The organism is Borrelia puertoricensis (genome assembly GCF_023035875.1).
Classification (GTDB): domain Bacteria; phylum Spirochaetota; class Spirochaetia; order Borreliales; family Borreliaceae; genus Borrelia; species Borrelia puertoricensis.
In genome coordinates this window covers 13,672-33,138 of the sequence record NZ_CP075399.1, presented here as the reverse complement: position 1 = coordinate 33,138, position 19,467 = coordinate 13,672, and the positions used below count along the sequence as shown (strand labels likewise).

General features: G+C 28.8%; 18 protein-coding genes and 2 pseudogenes. 8 read left to right on the top strand and 12 right to left on the bottom strand.

The features are described 5' to 3' along the window. Positions 1-41 precede the first annotated feature (41 nt). The 3 genes and pseudogenes from bpuSUM_RS09215 to bpuSUM_RS09205 form a co-directional block, all read right to left on the bottom strand. Positions 42-1,046 (bottom strand): annotated as a pseudogene (locus bpuSUM_RS09215) (variable large family protein); the annotation flags it as partial. A gap of 98 nt (positions 1,047-1,144) precedes the next feature. Further along, positions 1,145-2,197: pseudogene (locus bpuSUM_RS09210) on the bottom strand (variable large family protein); the annotation flags it as partial. Between the two features lie 170 nt (positions 2,198-2,367). Next, complete coding sequence (locus tag bpuSUM_RS09205; protein WP_347343316.1) at positions 2,368-2,985, bottom strand: Vsp/OspC family lipoprotein; 618 nt, start codon at positions 2,983-2,985, stop codon at positions 2,368-2,370. Between the two features lie 419 nt (positions 2,986-3,404). Here bpuSUM_RS09205 and bpuSUM_RS09200 point away from each other — a divergent pair, with 419 nt between their 5' ends. Next, the gene (locus tag bpuSUM_RS09200; protein WP_247068221.1) at positions 3,405-3,932 is read left to right on the top strand and encodes an oligopeptide permease-like protein; all 528 of its coding nucleotides are present in this window, start codon (positions 3,405-3,407) and stop codon (positions 3,930-3,932) included. Positions 3,933-4,428: 496 nt separating this feature from the next. On the opposite strand, the gene bpuSUM_RS09195 is transcribed toward bpuSUM_RS09200, so the two are convergent. From bpuSUM_RS09195 to bpuSUM_RS09180, 4 genes are read right to left on the bottom strand one after another with little or no spacing between them, the layout of a single operon-like run. Next, complete coding sequence (locus bpuSUM_RS09195) at positions 4,429-4,983, bottom strand: chromosome replication/partitioning protein (RefSeq protein WP_247068218.1); 555 nt, start codon at positions 4,981-4,983, stop codon at positions 4,429-4,431. Positions 4,984-5,041: 58 nt separating this feature from the next. Continuing rightward, positions 5,042-5,803 carry a ParA family protein gene (locus bpuSUM_RS09190; protein ID WP_247068216.1) on the bottom strand — a complete coding sequence of 254 codons (762 nt, stop codon included), beginning with the start codon at positions 5,801-5,803 and terminating at the stop codon, positions 5,042-5,044. Continuing rightward, entirely contained in the window at positions 5,779-6,354 is a 576-nt protein-coding gene (locus bpuSUM_RS09185; protein ID WP_247068213.1) for a DUF226 domain-containing protein, read from the bottom strand. Before bpuSUM_RS09185 ends, bpuSUM_RS09190 begins: the two co-directional genes overlap by 25 nt. A gap of 6 nt (positions 6,355-6,360) precedes the next feature. Continuing rightward, positions 6,361-7,302 (bottom strand): plasmid maintenance protein, encoded by a 942-nt coding sequence (locus bpuSUM_RS09180; RefSeq protein WP_247068211.1) that lies wholly within the window; start codon positions 7,300-7,302, stop codon positions 6,361-6,363. A 364-nt stretch (positions 7,303-7,666) separates the two neighbouring features. On the opposite strand from bpuSUM_RS09180, the gene bpuSUM_RS09175 reads away from it, so the two are divergent. The 3 genes from bpuSUM_RS09175 to bpuSUM_RS09165 all read left to right on the top strand — a co-directional run bounded on the left by bpuSUM_RS09175 (position 7,667) and on the right by bpuSUM_RS09165 (position 10,238). Then, positions 7,667-8,194, top strand: coding sequence for a hypothetical protein (locus bpuSUM_RS09175; RefSeq protein WP_247068209.1), 528 nt, complete (start codon positions 7,667-7,669; stop codon positions 8,192-8,194). A 139-nt stretch (positions 8,195-8,333) separates the two neighbouring features. Continuing rightward, complete coding sequence (locus bpuSUM_RS09170; RefSeq protein ID WP_247068207.1) at positions 8,334-9,683, top strand: protelomerase family protein; 1,350 nt, start codon at positions 8,334-8,336, stop codon at positions 9,681-9,683. A gap of 207 nt (positions 9,684-9,890) precedes the next feature. Continuing rightward, a complete protein-coding gene (locus tag bpuSUM_RS09165) occupies positions 9,891-10,238 on the top strand; it encodes a hypothetical protein (RefSeq protein WP_247068205.1) in 348 nt (115 codons plus the stop codon). Here bpuSUM_RS09165 and bpuSUM_RS09160 read toward each other — a convergent pair. The 4 genes from bpuSUM_RS09160 to bpuSUM_RS09145 all read right to left on the bottom strand — a co-directional run bounded on the left by bpuSUM_RS09160 (position 10,213) and on the right by bpuSUM_RS09145 (position 15,365). Next, entirely contained in the window at positions 10,213-10,494 is a 282-nt protein-coding gene (locus tag bpuSUM_RS09160; RefSeq protein ID WP_247068204.1) for an acylphosphatase, read from the bottom strand. The two genes, bpuSUM_RS09165 and bpuSUM_RS09160, sit on opposite strands and share 26 nt — an antisense overlap. An 85-nt stretch (positions 10,495-10,579) precedes the next feature. Then, positions 10,580-12,208 (bottom strand): PTS transporter subunit EIIC, encoded by a 1,629-nt coding sequence (locus bpuSUM_RS09155; RefSeq protein WP_247068196.1) that lies wholly within the window; start codon positions 12,206-12,208, stop codon positions 10,580-10,582. A 156-nt stretch (positions 12,209-12,364) separates the two neighbouring features. Beyond that, a complete protein-coding gene (locus bpuSUM_RS09150; protein WP_247068194.1) occupies positions 12,365-14,017 on the bottom strand; it encodes a PTS transporter subunit EIIC in 1,653 nt (550 codons plus the stop codon). A 130-nt stretch (positions 14,018-14,147) separates the two neighbouring features. Continuing rightward, positions 14,148-15,365, bottom strand: a complete 1,218-nt coding sequence (locus bpuSUM_RS09145) for an ankyrin repeat domain-containing protein (RefSeq protein ID WP_247068185.1) — start codon at positions 15,363-15,365, stop codon at positions 14,148-14,150. 195 nt (positions 15,366-15,560) lie between these two features. Here bpuSUM_RS09145 and bpuSUM_RS09140 point away from each other — a divergent pair, with 195 nt between their 5' ends. Continuing rightward, entirely contained in the window at positions 15,561-16,055 is a 495-nt protein-coding gene (locus bpuSUM_RS09140) for a hypothetical protein (RefSeq protein WP_247068184.1), read from the top strand. Positions 16,056-16,060: 5 nt separating this feature from the next. Here the strand turns inward: bpuSUM_RS09140 and bpuSUM_RS09135 are convergent, their stop codons facing one another. Beyond that, positions 16,061-16,753 (bottom strand): ImmA/IrrE family metallo-endopeptidase, encoded by a 693-nt coding sequence (locus tag bpuSUM_RS09135; RefSeq protein WP_247068182.1) that lies wholly within the window; start codon positions 16,751-16,753, stop codon positions 16,061-16,063. A 46-nt stretch (positions 16,754-16,799) separates the two neighbouring features. Here bpuSUM_RS09135 and bpuSUM_RS09130 point away from each other — a divergent pair, with 46 nt between their 5' ends. The 3 genes from bpuSUM_RS09130 (at position 16,800) to bpuSUM_RS09120 (ending at position 19,345) form a co-directional block, all read left to right on the top strand. After that, the gene (locus bpuSUM_RS09130) at positions 16,800-17,306 is read left to right on the top strand and encodes a hypothetical protein (RefSeq protein WP_247068154.1); all 507 of its coding nucleotides are present in this window, start codon (positions 16,800-16,802) and stop codon (positions 17,304-17,306) included. Between the two features lie 88 nt (positions 17,307-17,394). Continuing rightward, positions 17,395-17,796 (top strand): hypothetical protein, encoded by a 402-nt coding sequence (locus bpuSUM_RS09125; protein WP_247068153.1) that lies wholly within the window; start codon positions 17,395-17,397, stop codon positions 17,794-17,796. A gap of 193 nt (positions 17,797-17,989) precedes the next feature. Next, positions 17,990-19,345, top strand: a complete 1,356-nt coding sequence (locus bpuSUM_RS09120) for an NCS2 family permease (RefSeq protein WP_247068151.1) — start codon at positions 17,990-17,992, stop codon at positions 19,343-19,345. The last annotated feature ends 122 nt before the right edge of the window (positions 19,346-19,467 follow it).

Here is a 19,467-nt window from a genome sequence, read left to right as displayed (position 1 = left end):
TTTTCCTCAAATGACTTTATTTAGATTATTTAATAGATAATTTATTTAGCAACAGTAGGTTGAATCGAACTAGTTTCAGTGGATTCAGTAGTAATCTCAGAGTACTGTATTCCCTTAACAGCTTCTCTTATCTTATCTAGATTGCTTAATACTGTTTTCCTAATTATCAAGTCAAGTATTCCTAATACCTTATTTACAGCAGTTACAGCAGCAGCTTTAACTGCTCCATCTTCATTAGCAGCAGCACTAAATTTGCCAGCCTTAGTTATAGCTTTAAGAACAACAGCAGATGCTAGGTCAGCATTAGTAGCTGCTTTAGAACCATTAGCTTGATTAGGAGTACCAGTTGCCAATTCCCCAGCACCATAATTGGTAGCAGCATTAAGTTGAGCATTATCAGCTTTAGCATTCTTAATTTTATCAATAATTGCCCACGGATCTGCTTTTGATACTTCAGCTGCTAGTTTTGCAATTGCTCCTTGACCAGCACCAGCATTGGCAGCAATCGCAGCAGGTGCGTCAGTATTAGCATCAGCATTTACTGCATTACCAGCGTTTCCAGATTTAATTTCTATTCCAGATTTCTCTGCTGCTCCAATAATATCTTTAACCCCTGCAATAATAGCTTCAACGCTAGGTTTATCAGCAGCAACTACAGTAGCATTATTAGCAGTATCACCAATATCAGTATTACCAGCCTCTTTAGCAGTATCAGCAAGTTTAGTTAGAGCAGCAATTAGTTGCTCAAAGACATCACTAGCACTGTTAATTACACTCTTAACAAATTCAATTGTGCTGCTATTAGCATTTTTTGCTCCAGATATTTCACCTGATAACTCTTTTAACTTATTCTTAGTAGTTGTAAGTCCATCACCTATAATCTTAAAGTGTTCACCAACTATACTTTTCTTGTCACCTGATTTAACTGCTGTAAGTCCCAAAGCATCCCCAATAGTATTACCAAAAATACCAAAAATCTCTTGAAATCCTTGACCTATCTTAACTAATGAATCTAAGAAAGTATTCTTACTTTCAGCAGCCAATTTAAATTCTTAAGTTTAATTACAAATAATATAGAAGGCATCCTAAAGTTATCTCTAAGATTGCCTTCTACTCTAATTACTTAATAATTTAATTATCTATTTTATTGCTGAGCTGCTTCTTTTGGAGCTCTTGCCTCATCTATTTTTGTTTTTGCTTTCTCAAGAACATTCCTTACCGTTTTCTTAATTATATCCTCTACTGCTACTAATAGTTTATTTGCAGCAGTAACTCCTACCGCTTGTACTGCTTTTTCGTCATTATTTGCATTATGTGAAGCTAATTTACCACCTTTAACTAATGAACGTAATGCGATTCCTCCACTCACTGCACTCGGCTTTACTGCACCTTGGGCCAAATGAGCTGAATTATTTCCTCCTTTTGCAAATTCTAATGCACTTGTGTTGACATCTGCATTATTTCCTATTGTTTTATCCGCATCTCCTTCCTGTGACTTAACTATTGATGCTAATATTTCCTCACCACTTACTGCTGCTACTATTAATGCTGCTTTATCTCCCACAGCTGCTCCGGCAGCACCTGTTGTTAAGACCTTAGCTCCGTGTTCTGGATTATCTACTCCTATTATTCCTGCATTCATTTGAACATTACCCTCTTTTAGCTCTCCAACACCTACTTTATCTGCTGTGTCCACTATTCCTTTTAACGCTTTATATGCTGCTTTTAATTCATTTATACTCACTGAGGCTCCCTGTTTGTTAGCACTTGGTACCTCACCTACTACATCTTCATTGCCTACTTGACCTAAAGACTCTAGATGTGTTTTCAATGTGTTTAAAGTAGTCTTAGCCTCATCAACAGCTTCCTTAATTACCTTGTTTAGATCACCTTTATCAAGCTCTGTTTTTGATTTTTTTGCTACCTCTTCTAATTCGTCTGATGCTTGTCCAAGCTTATCACCTAGACTGTTAAAATAATTTCCTACCTGTTGCTTAGTTGTATCCTTAGTTACTCTTAAACCTAATGTACCAGAGAGTAATTCTAAAAATGAATAAAAAGCATTCTCAGCACTTCGTCCTACATCCATTAGAACTGAACTTAAAGTTCTCCCTCCTGTAGCTGCCCCGCCACCATTAGCAGCATCAACAGATTGTTGTCCACTGCCACAGCTAAGAAGTAAAAATAAGCAATATAAATTATCACTAAATGATAAAACAAGATAAAATCAATGCTAAAGGAAGTAAAGGAAGAATAAAAGAAACAAAAAAAGCTAAGAGAAGAAAACTCTTAGCTTATTATTTATAGACTTTATTTTATAAGAAAATTATCATTAATTAAAACTAATCTTATAATAATAATTTATCTTTAGTTAGAGGGTTTAACAGAAGTTGTAAGCTCCTTAATTGCAGATTCTACTGCATCCTCAGCGGTCTTTAACAACTCGCCAACTAATTGGTTGAGAGCCTTAAGTTCATTACCACCTTTACTGCCATCACCCTTAATTATATCTATAGCTTTTGCTGCATCAGCCTGATCTTTTGACTCCTCTAACTTATTTAAAAATTCATTACTTTTAGCCTTAGCTTCACCAAGCTTTTTCTTAAGTGTATCAGGGATTCCAACTTCTGTTTCTAATGCTATTAATGCAACTTTTACGGTTGATATTACTTGAAATGCTCCCGCAATTAAAGATCCATTATGATTTTTTTCACCAGCACCATCCACAAGTTGATGAGTTGCGTTATCAACTTTTTGGTCAATAGCTTTAGCAAGTTCATCAATGGACTTAACTAAAGTATGAATTTCTTTAACACTCTTAGCAAAAGCAACAGAGTCTTTGATGTTCTTAGTTATTTTAGCTAAATCAATAACAGTGCCATCAGATTTAGCCACTTCATCATCTGTAAGATTCTTTCCTGAAGTATTACAAGAAATAAGCAAAAATAAAGTCAAAAATAACGCACATAAAGTAATTCTTTTCATTATCACGTGCCTCCTTATTAACCTAAAATTTTATTTCAAAAATTTGATTTTTCAATTTTTTTTAAAAAAAATATTATAAATACCTAAATAATTTAAAATAAAACAAAGACCAACATTAATATCTACACAAAAGTTCTCTCTTCATTGCTTGCTAAATGCTAAAAAAATTAGAATTTTACCTTTTCTCCAAGAAAAAAGTACAGATAATTTCATGCTTTCAAACAAAAAAAATTATTTCACAAATTAAACAAAGTCACAACTTTACAAAAGTTTCATTAAGTTTTAATTTAAAATTAACTACCTTGTTTTTCAAATTTATTAAAGTATAATATTTAAATACTAAAATATAAAATAATTGCTACTTACAGTTTTTGTAAATAGCTAACAATATACCATATACAATACTAAAAGGGGGAAATGTGTTATTTTCTTTCAAAGACCTAAAATTAACAAAAATTTTATTAATTTTTTTACTTACAGCGTGTTCTTCCTTGCAAGTCGAACATGACAAAATTAGTAAAACAATAAGAATATATCAATATTTAAGTAAAAACTTAGAATTAAAAGGTGTAGTTGACTATCAAAACAACACAACACAAATATTCTTGTATACTAAATTAAGAAACCATAGCATAATTAAACAAACTCCATTAACACTACCGGATGGCACCAAAATAGAAGGTAAAACAAGCTATGAATATGATAATAAATCTTCATTTGGAAAATGGGTCAACACCTCCTCTTTCAGCTTAAACAAGACTATGCTAGAGAAAGTTCTCAATGAAGATGAATATGTATATAACAAAGAAGATATTAAAATCCAAGTTGGTTTAGAAACGTTACAAGTCAATAAAGCTAAAATTAGAGATTTTCTATTAAAATTAAACGTAACTGAAAAACAATATACCCAAAAACGACATCCTGACAAAGAAAATACTCAAAAATAATAATCAAAGCTTTAAAACTAACGTTAAGAGATATATCGTTAATTTTAAAGCTCTTTTATTATCATAATCAATTAATAAAATTTTATATAAAACCGACTTAAAAAAAAGTGACCTTCAAAGTAAGATTAACGTAAAATTAAGAACAAATTCTTACAAAAAAAATATTCCGTTAATCAAACAATCAACATACAAGATATATAACCACCTTGTATATAAAATTAAAAACTTTACATACAAGGTAAAACAAAATAACAAATTATACAAAAAATCTATATATTTAAGATAAAATGACAAAGGCTACCTATTGTAGCCAACCTATTATTCTAATCAAACAATAAGAGTGAGACTTTAAATCTCAGTCTATAAAATAATTATAAACTATTTTATCTTTTTGTAAAGTCTTTTTCAAAAGTTTTTATGCTATTTAAAAAAAATATTATCAAAAACTTTATATTTTACTAAGACAATATAAAGATCTAATTGAAACACAATGGGTTTACTGTGCTTTCAAACTATTATATTTCTCATACATCTTATTAAAAAAATCTTTCTCATTTTTATATATTTCTTTAAGTAAAAAACTAGCAAATTTTGTGTTGGATTTATAAAAATAGAAACTCTCTTCATCATCTAGCTGAAACCTTAAAGGTTTTAAAGGGTTGACATTATTTTCACTAATGACATTATTATTTTCCAAGACTTTAATTGCATAATCTACACCTTTATTTAAAATTAAATCATAATCAATTTTACCACTATCAATTCCTATAACTAGCTTAATATATCTATATATGGAAGTTTTTGCTATTTTATAGCTCTTGATGAAAGCTGTGAAACTTTTATATCCATCAAGAGCATAGTATTTACTTTCATTAATTTCTTTCAAGATCCTAGCTGTTTCTATTTTATTATAGGATTCTTCTTTTATTAAAATCTCAAGCTTATCCTTTAATTCTAAATATCTCTCTTCTCTTGTTTTGTTTAAAGCTTTAAAATTAAATGTTTCTAAATCAATCCTTTTAACTATCTCTATTTTTCTATTCTTCTTCATCGTATACCTCATCAAACCTGTTCCATTTGGAATGATTAGTTCCAAATGGAACTAATCATTAATTATTAATCCTACTTAAAAAAGTTTCTAATATTTCATTATAAGCTTTGTAGTAGTCTTCGTTTGGATTAAAATCAACTCTGTGAAAAATAGTTTTTCTCAAATTATCTCTCTTTGGAACACTTCCCAAAAAATTTTCCTTATATTCACTCTCAATAAATTCTTTTAATTCTTTATCTATTGTCTGCCTTTCAATCAGATTAGTTACTAAATAAAATGTTGGTAATTCACTTCTAAATATATCCCTCAATCTGTTAGTTATCAAATCTACACTCTCAATTGCCCATTGATCGGTTGGTAAAGGGATGATAAGATAATCAGTGATTATTAAACTATTATTTAGTAAACTTCCTAAAGTCGGAGCTGTATCCATAATGATAAAGTTATACCTGTGTTGTATATAACTTAAAAATATTTTAAGTAGACTTTCCTTCAAAGATATACTCTCTTCATTAAACTGACTTAAGGTCAAGTGACTTGCTATAAAATCAAGATTTTCATTGATCTTTACAATTGAATTTTCAATATTCAATTCTTTTTTTAACACTCTGTATATATTAACTTTCTTTATATCTACATTTTGACTCTTTATAAGATTAATGTAAAAACTCGTACCACTAGCTTGTGGGTCTAGATCAATTAATAGTGTTTTGTATTTTTTACTTGCAAGAATATTACTCAAAAACAAAGCGGTTGTACTTTTCCCGACACCCCCCTTGATTGAGGCTATGGTAATTATTTTTGGTTTTCTTTTATCCATCCTAATATTCCTTTGTCTTCAAGATATTCTTTTCCATAAAATTGGTGGACTTCTCTTTCCAATCTTAAAGTTCTATCTAACAAAGAATTGTAAAACATCCTTTCCTTATTTTTTGCTTTCAACAATGTATGTAAACTTCTCAAATAACAAAAAACACTTCCCTTTTTAAATCTAAATTCAATGTAATAAATTTTTATTATTCTGGATGTCTTTTTTGCTTCATTTTCTTTGTACTTTATAATAAATGGTTTTGGTAACTTTGTAAATCCATAGTAAATTCCTATAAATTTATCTCCTTGCCTCATATGAAATAAATGAAGACTTTCATATTTATTAGGATCGAAAACATTCCTAAAACATAACCAAAATTTACCTTTATTTGGTCTTGCTTCAAAATTATTTATCATACTGAAAATCTTTGTGTGGTACATTTTTTTATAGTTTTTTTCTTCTATTTTCTTGAAAAAATTATTACACTTCTGATCCAGTTCTGACTTTCTTGCCATCAATCTCGCTTTTAACTCATGTGTTGCCTTTTCCACTTTTTTCATATTTTCCTAATTAGAAACCAGTAATCCTGTTTTCGTAATTTCCGTTATCAATTCGCTAGCCTTTACTATTTCATTCGGATTGTCTATATAGTTCATCTTTGATTTTCTTGCTTTTTCTTGATCTTGATGCAACTTTTGTGACTTGGTTTTATTTTTGTCTTTAAATTCTCCTATCATAATGTTAAAATCCGTCTTTATATTTCTTTTTGACATAAACCATATTTTATCTCTCTTTTTTCTGAGTATGGTTTTAAAGAAACTTACGGCATCATCTTCATTATATTCTCTTAATTCTTCCATGAAGTCTTTTAGGTTCCATAGTGTGTTTTTATAGCTTATCTGTGTTTTTACTATGTTTTTCATTTCACTTAGGTCTGCATTGTTTATTCTTACAAACTTTTGTAGTATTATTTTCTCTAATTTTTTCTCTTTGGTTTCGATGTCTTTCAAATTAGAATTCTTATATCTATTATATTTACTTTTAACATAACTTAAAAGATGTGAAAATATCTGATGTGAAACTTTGAATTTTTGGTTTTGTTCTTTCAGTTTGTCTTTTTTAATAGCATTATCTCTTGCGTGATCTATGTTTTTTTTCCTTTGAATGAAATAAGCTTTGCTTATTGCTTTATTAGCTATTTTTTCAAGAGTTTTGTTGATTATATAGTAAGTGAAACTACCATTGTTTTTTCCAAGTGGGTTAAAGTCGATTTTTAATAGACCAATTTCTTCAAAGTTTTTAATATCGCTTTGTATAGTCCTTTTTGTTACTGTTTTAGATCCTTTTTTTTCTAAAATTGAATTTACCATCATTACAACATTTCTTAAAGAATACCTTCTCTTATTTGTGAAATAATTATGTTGCAATTTTTGAATTACCCAAAACACCTTTAATCTTCGATCTACTACTTTGTTAAATGGCATCTTGCTGATCTTTTCTTGTCTCATTTTAAACTCCTATCGTTTGATCTTTATATTTAAAATGTTAGTGATATTTTAATTAAATGTTGGAGAAAAGTAAAGTCTTTAGATAATACATTCATACCTTAAATTTGTTTTATATTGTTTTATTTTAATAATAGTAAAATTATGTTGTTCTTATTTATGAATTGTTTGATATATTATTAAGTAGATATTCAGATATTCAGATATTCAGATATTCAGATATTCTTTTTTAATAATAGATAGTTTTTATCATGAGGGTTTTTTGAAAATAGTTTATAAGATTTTTTTACTTTTCATTTTCATCTTTTGTTCTTGCAATTTTGATACTGCATCAAGGTTTTTCCTTCCTTTAGAAGAATCAATAAAATTGGAAATTGCCGGTTATGAATATTTAGGTGGTAATAAATTTAAAACACGAGTTCATTCTAAAGAGTATTTTGATTCTGTTAAGGATATTAATGGTTACTTTTATTACTTTATATTGGATAAAGATATGAAAAATATTGAGATGCAGATAATTTTGTATTCAAAAGTTGCGTGTTTATTGGATTATAAATTTGGTTTTATTTTTGACTTTGGATTTAAGTTTGATTTTTTTAATGCTATTCCTCCCAATTCATTTGAGTTTCAAGTTAAAAAAATATTTAAGAGAGAAATTGTGTTAAATAGTGGGCTTGATATAGCTAATGATAGCCAATTTTCTACTTATACTTTTAGTTTAGAGCATATAAAAAAGATTAACTGTGAATTTGAAATTAGAAATCATGAAGATGATATTAATTCAAGTACAAGTGAACTTATGTATTTTGTGGGAAGTTCCAAATATTCTACTTTAAGAGAGGCATATATTGTTCTCTATTACTATGTTTTTAAGACTATTGAGATATTTATGTGATAATAGAAGCTTTATTGGTAATTTTTTGTTATTATAGCTTTTATTTAATTATATGTTTAATAAATTGTTTTTGTTTTATAAGTTGATAGTAGTTTAAATAGATGTTCTTATTATTTTTTCTTGCTATAATTTGTTTAGTATGTCTTTAAAAGTTAATATAAAAAAAGAGCTTGAGTTTTTTAGAAAAAACTTGGAAGCAATATATGTTAAGTATTTGAAATGTGAGATTTCATATTCTAAATTAAATAAGAGTCTTAGTACGCTTGCTGAGAAACATAGAAGTATTCTCTTAAGGAAAGATAAGTTTACTAATCTTTCAATTATATTGAATCTTTCTAAAACCCGTAAAATAATAAAGGAATATATCAATCTTTCAGTGATTGAGGAGATAAGACAAAAAAATAAACTTTTATTTTTTTGGATTCCTAAAAAAGTAAAGGCACTATCTAATATCGATATAAAAGATTTATGTAAAATTGAGGAGTTGATGGTTTCTAATAATATTTTAGGTAAGAAGGTTTATTTTGAATCTTTCCTAAGTTTGTTTCAAAGTCCTGAATGGTTGAATAGTTATTCCCATCATTATAAGATTTCAAAAATTAATAGTTATAGAAGAGAGCAAATATCGGTTAAGATAAACTTAAAAACTTATATTGAGATAATAAATATTTTATTGACTCAAAAGAGAGATATCAGATTAAAGTTTTATGGAGTATTAATGGCAACCGGACGGCGTCCTGTTGAAATAATGAAAATATCTAAATTTTATGTTGAAGATAGTGAACATATTTTCATGAAGCATATTGCAAAGAAAAAAGAGCATAATTTAATTCATGAAATTGTTTTTCCCACTTTTGCTGATTCTAAATTGATTATTGATTCAATAGAAGAGATAAGATATATGGAGAGGACAGAAAAACTTTCAAAAGAAATTATATCTTCAAATCTTGCTTATAGTTATAATAGATTATTTCGTAAGATCTTTGAAAATATATTTGAACCTGAAGAGTCGGTTTATTTTTGTCGAAGGCTTTATAGTAGGTTTTCTTACCTTGCATTTGCTCCAAAAAATATGGAGCTCAATTTGTGGATAACCACTGTTTTAGGACATGAGCATGATGATATAATAACGGCTTTTCATTACAATCGTTATATCTTGGAGAACTTAGATAATAATGCTGATATTGATTTGCTTAAATTGATTAAAAGACGGATATACACGTATGTTAGGCGAAAGACTACATATTCTGTTATTACTATGCAAAGATTGGATGTTTTGATGGAAGAGTGTCATGTTATGGATGAAAATTATGTCAAGACTTTGCATGTAATTAAAGAGCTGATGATCGAAGATGGTTTAGAGAAATTGGAAATGCTAAGGGGTCTTAATGTTAAACTTCGTAAGTCTTTTAAGCAAAAATATGGTTATAATTATAATTATGCAAAACTTGGTGAGTATTTAGCCTTGATTTTTGAATATGGTGTTTAGGTGTATTGTAAAAAGTCAATTTTATTTTGATTTTTAATATTTATTTTGACTAATTTATAGTTTTTTTAAAATACTTTGATTTGTAATATATTTGTTAATTGTATGGATACAGGATTTCTTTATTTTTTTAAGAAGACATTAAGTGTCGATGGTAATAGAATGATTTATATTTCCTATCTTTATGATAGTTTGGTTTCAATTCAACCGATGCAAGATTGGTTGAAAATTGATTTTAGAGACTCTAAGAGAGGTAAGAAATATTTTTTCCTTTTTAAAAGAAATAAATTAAATGGAGAATTTATTTCTTGTGATTTTTTAAGAACAGAAACTAACTATGGGCTTGACATTAAATTTTCGGATGGTAATCTAAATATTTTTTGTAAGGATAAAAAGTCATTAGACTTTTTGAAGTTCAGGGTTGAGCGTTTCTTTCAATCTAGTTCAAAGTCCCTTAATTTTGCAAATAAGGGTGGAACTAAAGCAAAAATTGGTAAAATGAAAGTAATTAAGGGTAAGATTAATAAAAATGTTAGTAGTAGGAACAAAAGTTCTTAAAATCGAAGGGATATTTTTCATCTAAGATTTTTTTTTCTATGTTTTCAATTTTTGAGTAACCGTTGCCTTTTTTTAAGGTGTTTTCAAATAATTCAATTTGTTCTTTATTTTCGAAAAAAGCTACTATTTCAACTTTTCCATCATCTAGGTTCTTAACAAATCCTTTGATTGCTATTTTAGTTGCGATTTGTTCTGTAAAGAACCTAAATCCTACACCTTGTACTTTTCCAGAAATGAGGTATTGGTATTTGTGCATATTCTTATCCTTTTTTATAAAATATAAGAGGAGCTATTTTAAAATAAAACCCCTCTTATTGTTAGTTTATTTTCTTAAAGCTTTCTTAAGAATTGATGTAAGTTTTATCTATTTCCATTCTTATGTTGTCAGATAATCCTCCAAATATAATTTGGAGGCCATTTCCTTTTTGAAGCATTCCGCTTGCTCCAATGGATTTAAAATAAGTGACGGATTTAACTAGTTCTATTTTATTGACATTTATTCTTAGTCTTGATGCACATGCGTCAAGATATGTGATGTTGTCTCTACCCCCAAGTCCTTCTAGTACTTTTCTGGCAATTTCTGATATTGCTGTTTTTTGTGGACTTGTTGTTGTAACTTCTTCTACTTCTTCACGGCCTGGTGTTTTTAGATTGAATTTTATTATTGCAAGTTTGAAAATGTAATAGAATCCAATGAAGTAAAATATTCCAATAATAGGAATCATTATCCAAGTTGTTTTGCTATTGCCTTGTAGTATTCCAAATAGGAACATGTCGATAAATCCTCCAGAGAATGTTAGTCCAACTCCAATATTGAAAACATGTGCTAATAGATGAGCCAATCCAAATAAAGGAACATATACAAGATAGTAAAGGGCAGGAGCTGCAAAAAGGAATGCAAATTCAAGAGGTTCTGTTATTCCTGTTAGCATGGATGTGAAACCAGCTGATAATAATAGAGAAGCTGTGTTTTTTTTGTTCTCATTTTTTGCGGTATGATACATTGCAAGAGCAGCACCAGGTAATCCAAAGATCATTATTATAAATTCACCACTAAAAAATCGTGTTCCTCTTGTAACTTCAAAATGTACAGTATTAGGATCTGAGAGTTGTTTGAAGAAGATATTTTGTGCTCCTGAGACCAGTTCTCCATTAATTTCCATTGTTCCACCCAAAGATGTTTGCCAGAATGGCATATAAAATATGTGATGGAGACCAAAAGGTATTAAGGACCTTTTTATTGCTCCATATGCGAATGAACCAAAATAACCAGATTGTTCTATAATATTTCCAAATGAGATCATCATTCCTTGAATGACTGGCCAAATGCATGTTAAAATTATTCCTACTATGAACATTACAAGTGTGGTGATAATGGGAATGAATCTTGATCCTCCAAAAAATGCTAGAAATACTGGTAACTGGATATTATGCAGTCTGTTATGAAGCATTACTGCAATAAATCCCGCTATCATGCCTCCCATTACGCTCATTTGAAGAGAAAAGATTCCAAGTACATTTGTGTATTCTTGGCTTTTTGCGATTGCCTCTGCTTCAGGTGTTCCAATTGCTATTAATGCTTCTACATTTACAGTTGAAGCATTAATGCCTTGAAGAGATAAAATTCCATTTATAGTTTGATGCATCACTAAAAATCCTACAACTCCAGCAAGAGCAGCTGTTCCTTTTTCAGCTTTTGCCAATCCAATTGGAATTGCCACTGCAAACATTAAAGGTAAGTTTGCGAAAATTACTTCACCTGTATATTTCATTAAAGATAGTATTGAACTTGTTAAAGTTCCCTCTCCAAGTATGTCCTCAATTCCATAAGTTTGAATCATTGTTTTGTTGGTAAGTGCCCCACCAATTCCTAGTAAAAGACCAGCTATTGGTAAGAGAGCTATTGGTAACATAAAAGCTTTTCCTACCTTTTGTAATGTTGTAAATATAGATCCTGGTGATATTGACATAACATCCCCTCCCTTAAATTGTTGTTAAAATTTAATATAATTAACATTTTTAATTATATTATATAATTAATATTAGCAATATTTGTCAATCTTGTAAATAAAGTTAAGGACAAAATTATTGTTAAGGAATGAGTGGTATTCATTCCTTTTAAGTTGTCATTGTTGAGATGTTTGTAGTTCTTTAATAATTTTTTCTATTTCTGTGTTAACATTATCTGATACAACACCAAATATAATTTGTAATCCTTTATCTTGTCTTATAATTCCTTTAGCACCAAGTGATTTAAAGTAAGCATTATCTTTAACAAGATTGATGTCATATACTTCAATTCTGAGTTTTGTAATGCAGGCACTGTTGTATTTAATGTTAGCAATTCCCCCAAGGCCTTTGATGGTTTTAGTTGTAACTTCTCTTAGATTATCAAGTATTTCTTTTGAGCTTGCCCTTGTAGCAGTTACTCCGTCGTCTTCTCTGCCTGGAGTTTTAAAGTCAAATCTGACTATAGTCCATTTAAAGACAAAGAAATATATAAAGAAATAAGGTATTCCGACGTAGAGTATGTTTATCCAACTTGTTCTTTCATTTCCTTGAAGTATTCCGTAAAGTAGGTAATCAATAAATCCATCTGCAAATGTTACTCCTACTCCAACATTTAAAAGATGCATCAATACAAACCCCATGCCGTACATAAAGACGTTAAATCCAAAGAATAGAATGGGGGCTGCAAAAAGGAATGTAAATTCAATGGGTTCTGTTATTCCTGTTAAGAATGATGTGAATGCTACAGAACCTAAGAATGCTGCCATTTCTTTTTTGCGTTCAGGTTTTGCTACCCACCACATTGCAAGTGCTGCTCCAGGAAGTCCAAATGCGTGTCCTGGCCATTTTCCAACCCAAAACCTTGTTCCTTTTGTAACTTCAAAGTGTCCCGAGAAGTTTGGATCTGCAAGTTGTGCGAAAAATATTTTTTGTGCACCTGAGACTAGTTCTCCATTAATTTCCATTGTTCCTCCTAATGGTGTTTGCCAGAATGGCATATAAAATATGTGGTGAAGGCCTGTTGGAACTAGTGCTCTTTCAATTATGCCAAATAGAAATGAACCAAAGTAACCAGATTGTTCTACAATTTTGCCTGTCATGGCAATTACGCTTTGTATGGGAGGCCAAATAAATACAAGTATTATACCAATAATTAACATTGTTCCGGTTGTAACTATTGGGACAAATCTTGTTCCCCCAAAAAATGCTAAAAATTGAGGTAGTTTAATGTCGTAGTACTTGTTGTGAAGATATGCAGCAATGAACCCTGAGATCATGCCCCCAAGTACTCCTATCTGAAGAGTGTGCATGCCAAGTACATTTGTATATTCAAATGATTTTGCAACAGCTTGTGCTTCATTAAGTCCTGTTGTTATTAAATATGCAGAATTAACAGTTTCGGTAGTTATTCCTTGTATTGAAAGGGTACTGTTTATAGCTTTGTGCATAATTAAAAATCCAATTCCTCCAGCAAGGCCTGCGGAACCTTTTTCTACGTTTGCAAGACCAATTGCAATGCCTAATGAGAATATTAGTGGTAAATTTTCAAATACCACGCCACCAGTATCTCTCATGACTGATAGAATAATGTTTAAAAGGGTTCCTTGTCCCAAAGTATTTTCAAGGCTATAAGCTTGAATCATTGTTTCATTGGTAAATGCACCACCAATTCCTAGTAAAAGTCCGGCTGCTGGTAAAAGGGCTATTGGTAACATGAAAGCTTTACCGATTTTTTGCAAAATAGCAAATTTGTTTGAAGTGGTAATCATAATAAATTCTCCTCGTGCTAACTTTAAATATAGTATATTTTAATTAATTTAATTAAAATATACTATATTTAAAGTTATAATAATTAATAATTAATTATTTTTATTATATTTGGCAAGTTGACAATGTTATTTATTGTGTAATATTGTTTAAATATTTATATATTTCTCCGTTCTTGGAAGCATAATCTGATGCTAACTTTTTATTTAAGTCTCTTATATGGGGATTTGCTCCTTTTTCTATAAGAGATTTGATGAAATTTATGTTGTATCCGTTAATTATGGCATTGTGAAGGGTGGTTTTTGATTCCTGATCTGTTAGGTTGATATTGCAATTTTTTGACATTGCATAATTTATTATATTCTTGGATTTTGATTTTACTGCGTGAATTAATACAGGAGTTCCATCGGAGAATATTGTGTTTAATGAAAAAGCGTTTGGATTTTGTTCTAAAAAGACTTTAAATTCGTCTAAATTATCATTACTTACTAATACTTTGAGTTTACGTTTTTCTTCGATGTATTTTTTATATTCGTTTTTAAGTTTAATACTCTTCAGAAAATTATCTTTATTCTCTTTTAAATCTATATAGTAGGGAATTGTATCAATATTATTTTTATAATAATCAATGATAATTTGAGTATTATTTGAATCAAGATAGTAGACATTGAGTAGTTCTTTGAAGTAATTGTTATCATCTTTAATGATCTCGAATTTAACCCTATGTTTTTGATATTCTTTAAATGGAATTAAATTGTAGTTTTGATCGTAAAATAATAAATCCGTTATTTGACCTTTTGAGTCTTTAATTACGGGAATAATATTTCCATCTTTATCAACACCTATGTCTGATATTTTGTTATCTAAACTAGGCAGTTTGTATTTGTTATACATTGGCAGAGTTTCTTCCTCTAATTTTGCAATCTTGTCTTTAATTTCTGTGTTCATTGCTTTAATATAGGCATTATAATTTTTTATGATATCATCTGTTGGTTTGTTTATATTTTTTGAATATTTTTCAAAACTAGCATTAAATATGGTGTTTATTGGTGTTAGTTTTGACATTAATTCCATTTTTATTGGTTCTTGTAATTTTGAGAGATATTTTTGTAAAAATGTTGCATTAATTTTGTGTACCGCAAGGAAATCTTCTTTAAATGTTTGGAAATTTTCTAGTAATTGTTTTTCTGAGAAATAATGAGACAAGTTAGAAGAGGTTATAAAAAGGATAAATAGCGTTAAGTAATATAGGGAATTAAACTTTTTTATCTTACTCTTTATCTTTACTCTTAAATTTTTGTTAAAGATGGTAAAGGATGTAATTCCTATAATAATATATCCAAGATACATAAATATTTTGCTTAATGCATAGTAACTCATTTGATTTCCTTTAGGTTAATTTTTTATATTATTATATCAAAACAGATCTATTTTATTTACTTTGTTTTTGCGAAAAAGTATAATCAGATTGATTATATGCGTATATTTTTAAATTTTTTTGTATTTTATATTTTTATATTTTTACTAAGTTGTTCCACAATTTTAATGGATGAATCTGGAGAGGGAGATAATTTAGATTTATTAACTTTAAAAGCTTTGATGATGTATCCTGAACTTAGAATTTCAAAATCTGATCTAAGTAGGTATACAAATTTTAATGATTCTAAGTGTAGTTTTGATATTTTGAAAGGTGAACAAAAGGATTCAGTTTATATTTCTGAGTCTAGTTATAATAATAATATTGCATATATTAAGAGTCTTTATTTGTATAATAAAAGATTATATAAAGTTATCTTAGCTTATAGTGTGGTTCAAGGTTTATCTTTTAAATCCGAGGTTTTGATGTATTTAGATGATCATAATATTCAAGAAAAATTTCCTTTAAGAATAAATTTTCCTTATCATAAAATAGATATTGATAATAGATCTTGGATTGTGCTTAGAAAAGATTTTTTAGATATACTTATTCAAGATAAGAATGCTTTAATTTCTGCTAGACGAAAGCTGGAAAACATACTTAAAAGCTTTTCCAAGCAATAAGTTATTTACTCTAGTTCTTCGAAGATTTTTTTTATGCTTTCTTTTCTTGTGTTTTCTCTTTTTTCTAAATCTATAGCTATTGATTCTTTTAGCTTATCTACATTTTGCAGTAAAAGCTCTTTAGCCCTTGCTCTATCTATTTGCTTAACTTTTAGTTTCTTTTGTATTTTGTTTTCTTTCTCAAGTCTGTGAATCTCGTTAAGCATGCTTAATTTAAAGTGTATTATATTTTCAGATACTTGAAATTCTTTTGCCATTACTTTTTGCGGAGATTTTATAGATTTGTATTGAAATACTTTTAGTTTTAAAGTAGTAGTTGGGATTAATAAGTTTGCTGCAAATATGTTGGCTTCTATTGTCATTTGGTTATTTTGAGTATTAATTGTATCTGTTCTCTTTGATGGATTAAAAACTTGATATTTATGCATTAAATAATGACCGAGTTGTTGTGCTATTGCAAATCTTTTATTTTGTAGATTCATTGTTTCGTTTATATATATAGTTTTTTTGTTTGGTTTAATGTATCCGGCAAAATTTTTGTATTTGTCTTTAAATGAAATTTCAAAGACTTTAAGTCCTTCTCCTATGGCAATCTTTATGATTGGTACTGGGATTAGTAATACAGCATATTTTGAAATTATATAATCAGAATAAACATAAGGGGCTTTAATATACGAGCTAAAATTATTAGATTTCATTCAATATAAACATTCTCCTTCTAATATTGTATAATATAATTCAATTATGAGATATAGTTTTTTCTTATTTGTTTTGTTTTTTTTTTCATGTAAAACCTTAAATGTACATGATTTTTTAGATGAAAAATTTGACAAAATTGAGAGAGCTGATTACTTCCTTTATTTTTATCCAAATAGTCAAATCTATATAAAAAGGGATAAATTAACTAATGATTTTTCTGTGTTTTTGAATGTTGTTTTGGATTCGAAGTTAAACTTTGATAGTGGTTATTTAAAATTAATTCAAGATGATAACTATATTGGTGATGTTAATATTTCTAAGGTGGTTGGCATTGGGAATTTCAGGTTCTTATATGTTGATATTGATAAAAGTAATGCTGATCTTATCTTAAGGGCTCTTAAGCCTTATAAAAGCTTATCTTTTGTTTTAGATGATAATTCTTATCAAGTGTGGACTAGAGGGACTTTTGAATATGATGCTAAATTTATTGATGTTGACTTTGAGAGTACCCGAGATACTCTAAGATATGCTCTTGAGAATAATATTTTGTAGTAAATTATGTTCTTGTGTAAAAATTTATAGTAGGTTTATGACAAAATTTTCTAATAGGTATATTATATTTTACTGTTTTGTTTTTTTAATGTTTTCTTGTACAACTATTGAGTTTAAGGACATTCATGGGTTAGGTAGAAATTCGAAATATGTTAGATTAATTTTTGATGGAAATAAGGTTTCTTTAAGGCATTATTTTACTATTTCTGACAAATTTAATTTAAGATATAAGGAACCACTGTTTTTGCAATGTGGTAATGACATAGTGGCTTCGTTTCTACTTGGGCGTTATAAAAGAATTGGAGATGAATATATTCAAACTTTCTTTAGTGTTGGTAAGGATGTTTCTTTAAAAGTGTACTTAGAGCTTATTAAAACAGGAAAATTTTTTATCGTAAACAGTTCTGGTAAAGTTCTTAAGACCATTGTTTTTTCACATTGGCCAGATAGTGAAGATATTTTACTTCAAAATAATAAGATTAGCTCATAATGTATGATACGAGGATACGAGTTCTAAGGGAATGTAATTTCATTTAGTTAGTTTAGATTTTAAATCTGTGCATATTTTTTTTTGATGTCATTTTCGTTTGTTTTTTATGATATTAGTGCTAATTATTAGTGATAATAGTATTAATTTTGGGTTTTTTATACAATGAAAATTGTCTGGAAGGAGGTATTATTTTTTGAGTAAAGGTAGAGAGACATTAATATCACAGATTAAAAATAATAGTCTTGATTATAAGACAGAGTTTATAGCTGGGCTTACAACATTTTTAAGCATGGCGTATATAATAGTTGTTAATCCTTATATACTTTCTAGTGCAGGTATGCCTTTGGGAGCATTAGTAACAGCGACATGTTTAACGGCTGGGTTTGCTACTATTTTTATGGGGGTTTTTACTAATACTCCTTTGGCATTGGCTTCTGGAATGGGCATTAATGCATTTTTTGCATTTTCTGTTGTTAAAGGTATGAATATACCTTGGGAAGTAGCTTTGGGAGCGGTTTTTGTTGAAGGTGTTATTTTTATTATTTTATCTTTGTCTAGGGCACGTGAGAGCATTGTAAATGCTATGCCGGTGAATTTAAGATCTGCTATCACTGTTGGGATAGGATTATTTATTGCCTTTATTGGTTTTGTAAATAGTGAAATAATTGTTAGGAACGAAGCTACATTAATTGGTCTTGGAAATCTTATAAATTTAAAGGTTTTATTTACCTTGTTAGGTATTATTGCCATAGTTATTTTTGAACTTAAAATGATTAGGGGCAGTATGTTATTATCAATTTGTATAACTACTTTAATGGCATGGTGTTATGCGCTTTTTGATAGAGAAGCTGCTGTGAGTATAGGAATTAGATTGCCGGATGGTGTTTTAAGATATGAATCAATTTCGCCTATATTTAATAAATTAAACTTTTCTTATATTCTAGGTGAAAATTTTTGGAATTTTGTTTTTATAGTATTTATTTTGTTATTTAATGATCTATTTGATACTGTTGGAACCTTGGTAGGTGTTGCTTCAAAGGGAGATTTGACTGACAATACTGGTAAGATACGTAATGCTAGTAAAATATTACTAGTTGATGCTATTTCGACCACTTTTGGAGCAGTTATGGGTGTCTCTCCTGTAACTACTTATGTCGAGAGTGCTACAGGTATAGCTGAGGGTGGAAAAACAGGTTTGACATCAGTTGTGACAGGTATTTTATTTTTATTGGCAGTATTTTTTGCACCTTTATTTATTGCTGTTCCTTCTAGTGCAACTTCGGCTGCTTTAATATATGTGGGATTTTTTATGTGTAAAGAAATAAAGAATATAGATTTTTCAAATATGAGAGAAGCTATTCCCAGTTTTTTGATATTGTTTTTGATTCCTTTGACTTATAGTATAGCTTCAGGAATAGGAATTGGTATAATTTTTTATGTTATTATAAATGTATTGCATAGTTTATTTACCAAAGAAAGTGTAAAAATTGCTCCCACCATACTTTTATTATTTTGTATTTTTATTTTAAAGTTAGTATTTTCTCATTAAATTGTTTGCCCCTATTGTTATAATCCAATAAGGTAATTTGTTTATTATTCAGATAGGTTTCAATTTGTATTGACTATTATTGAATATGTATTAGCTACTTTATTGAGTTTTTTATTTTACTG

Excerpts from the sequence above, each read along its gene's own strand:
- bpuSUM_RS09130 (WP_247068154.1), top strand. The coding sequence starts at position 16,800 with ATGAGATATAGTTTTTTCTTATTTGTTTTGTTTTTTTTTTCATGTAAA.
- bpuSUM_RS09140 (WP_247068184.1), top strand. The coding sequence starts at position 15,561 with ATGGATGAATCTGGAGAGGGAGATAATTTAGATTTATTAACTTTAAAA.
- bpuSUM_RS09205 (WP_347343316.1), bottom strand. The coding sequence starts at position 2,985 with ATGAAAAGAATTACTTTATGTGCGTTATTTTTGACTTTATTTTTGCTT.
- bpuSUM_RS09135 (WP_247068182.1), bottom strand. The coding sequence starts at position 16,753 with ATGAAATCTAATAATTTTAGCTCGTATATTAAAGCCCCTTATGTTTAT.
- bpuSUM_RS09195 (WP_247068218.1), bottom strand. The coding sequence starts at position 4,983 with ATGAAGAAGAATAGAAAAATAGAGATAGTTAAAAGGATTGATTTAGAA.
- bpuSUM_RS09165 (WP_247068205.1), top strand. The coding sequence starts at position 9,891 with ATGCAAGATTGGTTGAAAATTGATTTTAGAGACTCTAAGAGAGGTAAG.
- bpuSUM_RS09150 (WP_247068194.1), bottom strand. The coding sequence starts at position 14,017 with ATGATTACCACTTCAAACAAATTTGCTATTTTGCAAAAAATCGGTAAA.
- bpuSUM_RS09155 (WP_247068196.1), bottom strand. The coding sequence starts at position 12,208 with ATGTCAATATCACCAGGATCTATATTTACAACATTACAAAAGGTAGGA.
- bpuSUM_RS09145 (WP_247068185.1), bottom strand. The coding sequence starts at position 15,365 with ATGTATCTTGGATATATTATTATAGGAATTACATCCTTTACCATCTTT.
- bpuSUM_RS09170 (WP_247068207.1), top strand. The coding sequence starts at position 8,334 with ATGTCTTTAAAAGTTAATATAAAAAAAGAGCTTGAGTTTTTTAGAAAA.
- bpuSUM_RS09180 (WP_247068211.1), bottom strand. The coding sequence starts at position 7,302 with ATGAGACAAGAAAAGATCAGCAAGATGCCATTTAACAAAGTAGTAGAT.
- bpuSUM_RS09185 (WP_247068213.1), bottom strand. The coding sequence starts at position 6,354 with ATGAAAAAAGTGGAAAAGGCAACACATGAGTTAAAAGCGAGATTGATG.
- bpuSUM_RS09190 (WP_247068216.1), bottom strand. The coding sequence starts at position 5,803 with ATGGATAAAAGAAAACCAAAAATAATTACCATAGCCTCAATCAAGGGG.
- bpuSUM_RS09160 (WP_247068204.1), bottom strand. The coding sequence starts at position 10,494 with ATGCACAAATACCAATACCTCATTTCTGGAAAAGTACAAGGTGTAGGA.
- bpuSUM_RS09125 (WP_247068153.1), top strand. The coding sequence starts at position 17,395 with ATGTTTTCTTGTACAACTATTGAGTTTAAGGACATTCATGGGTTAGGT.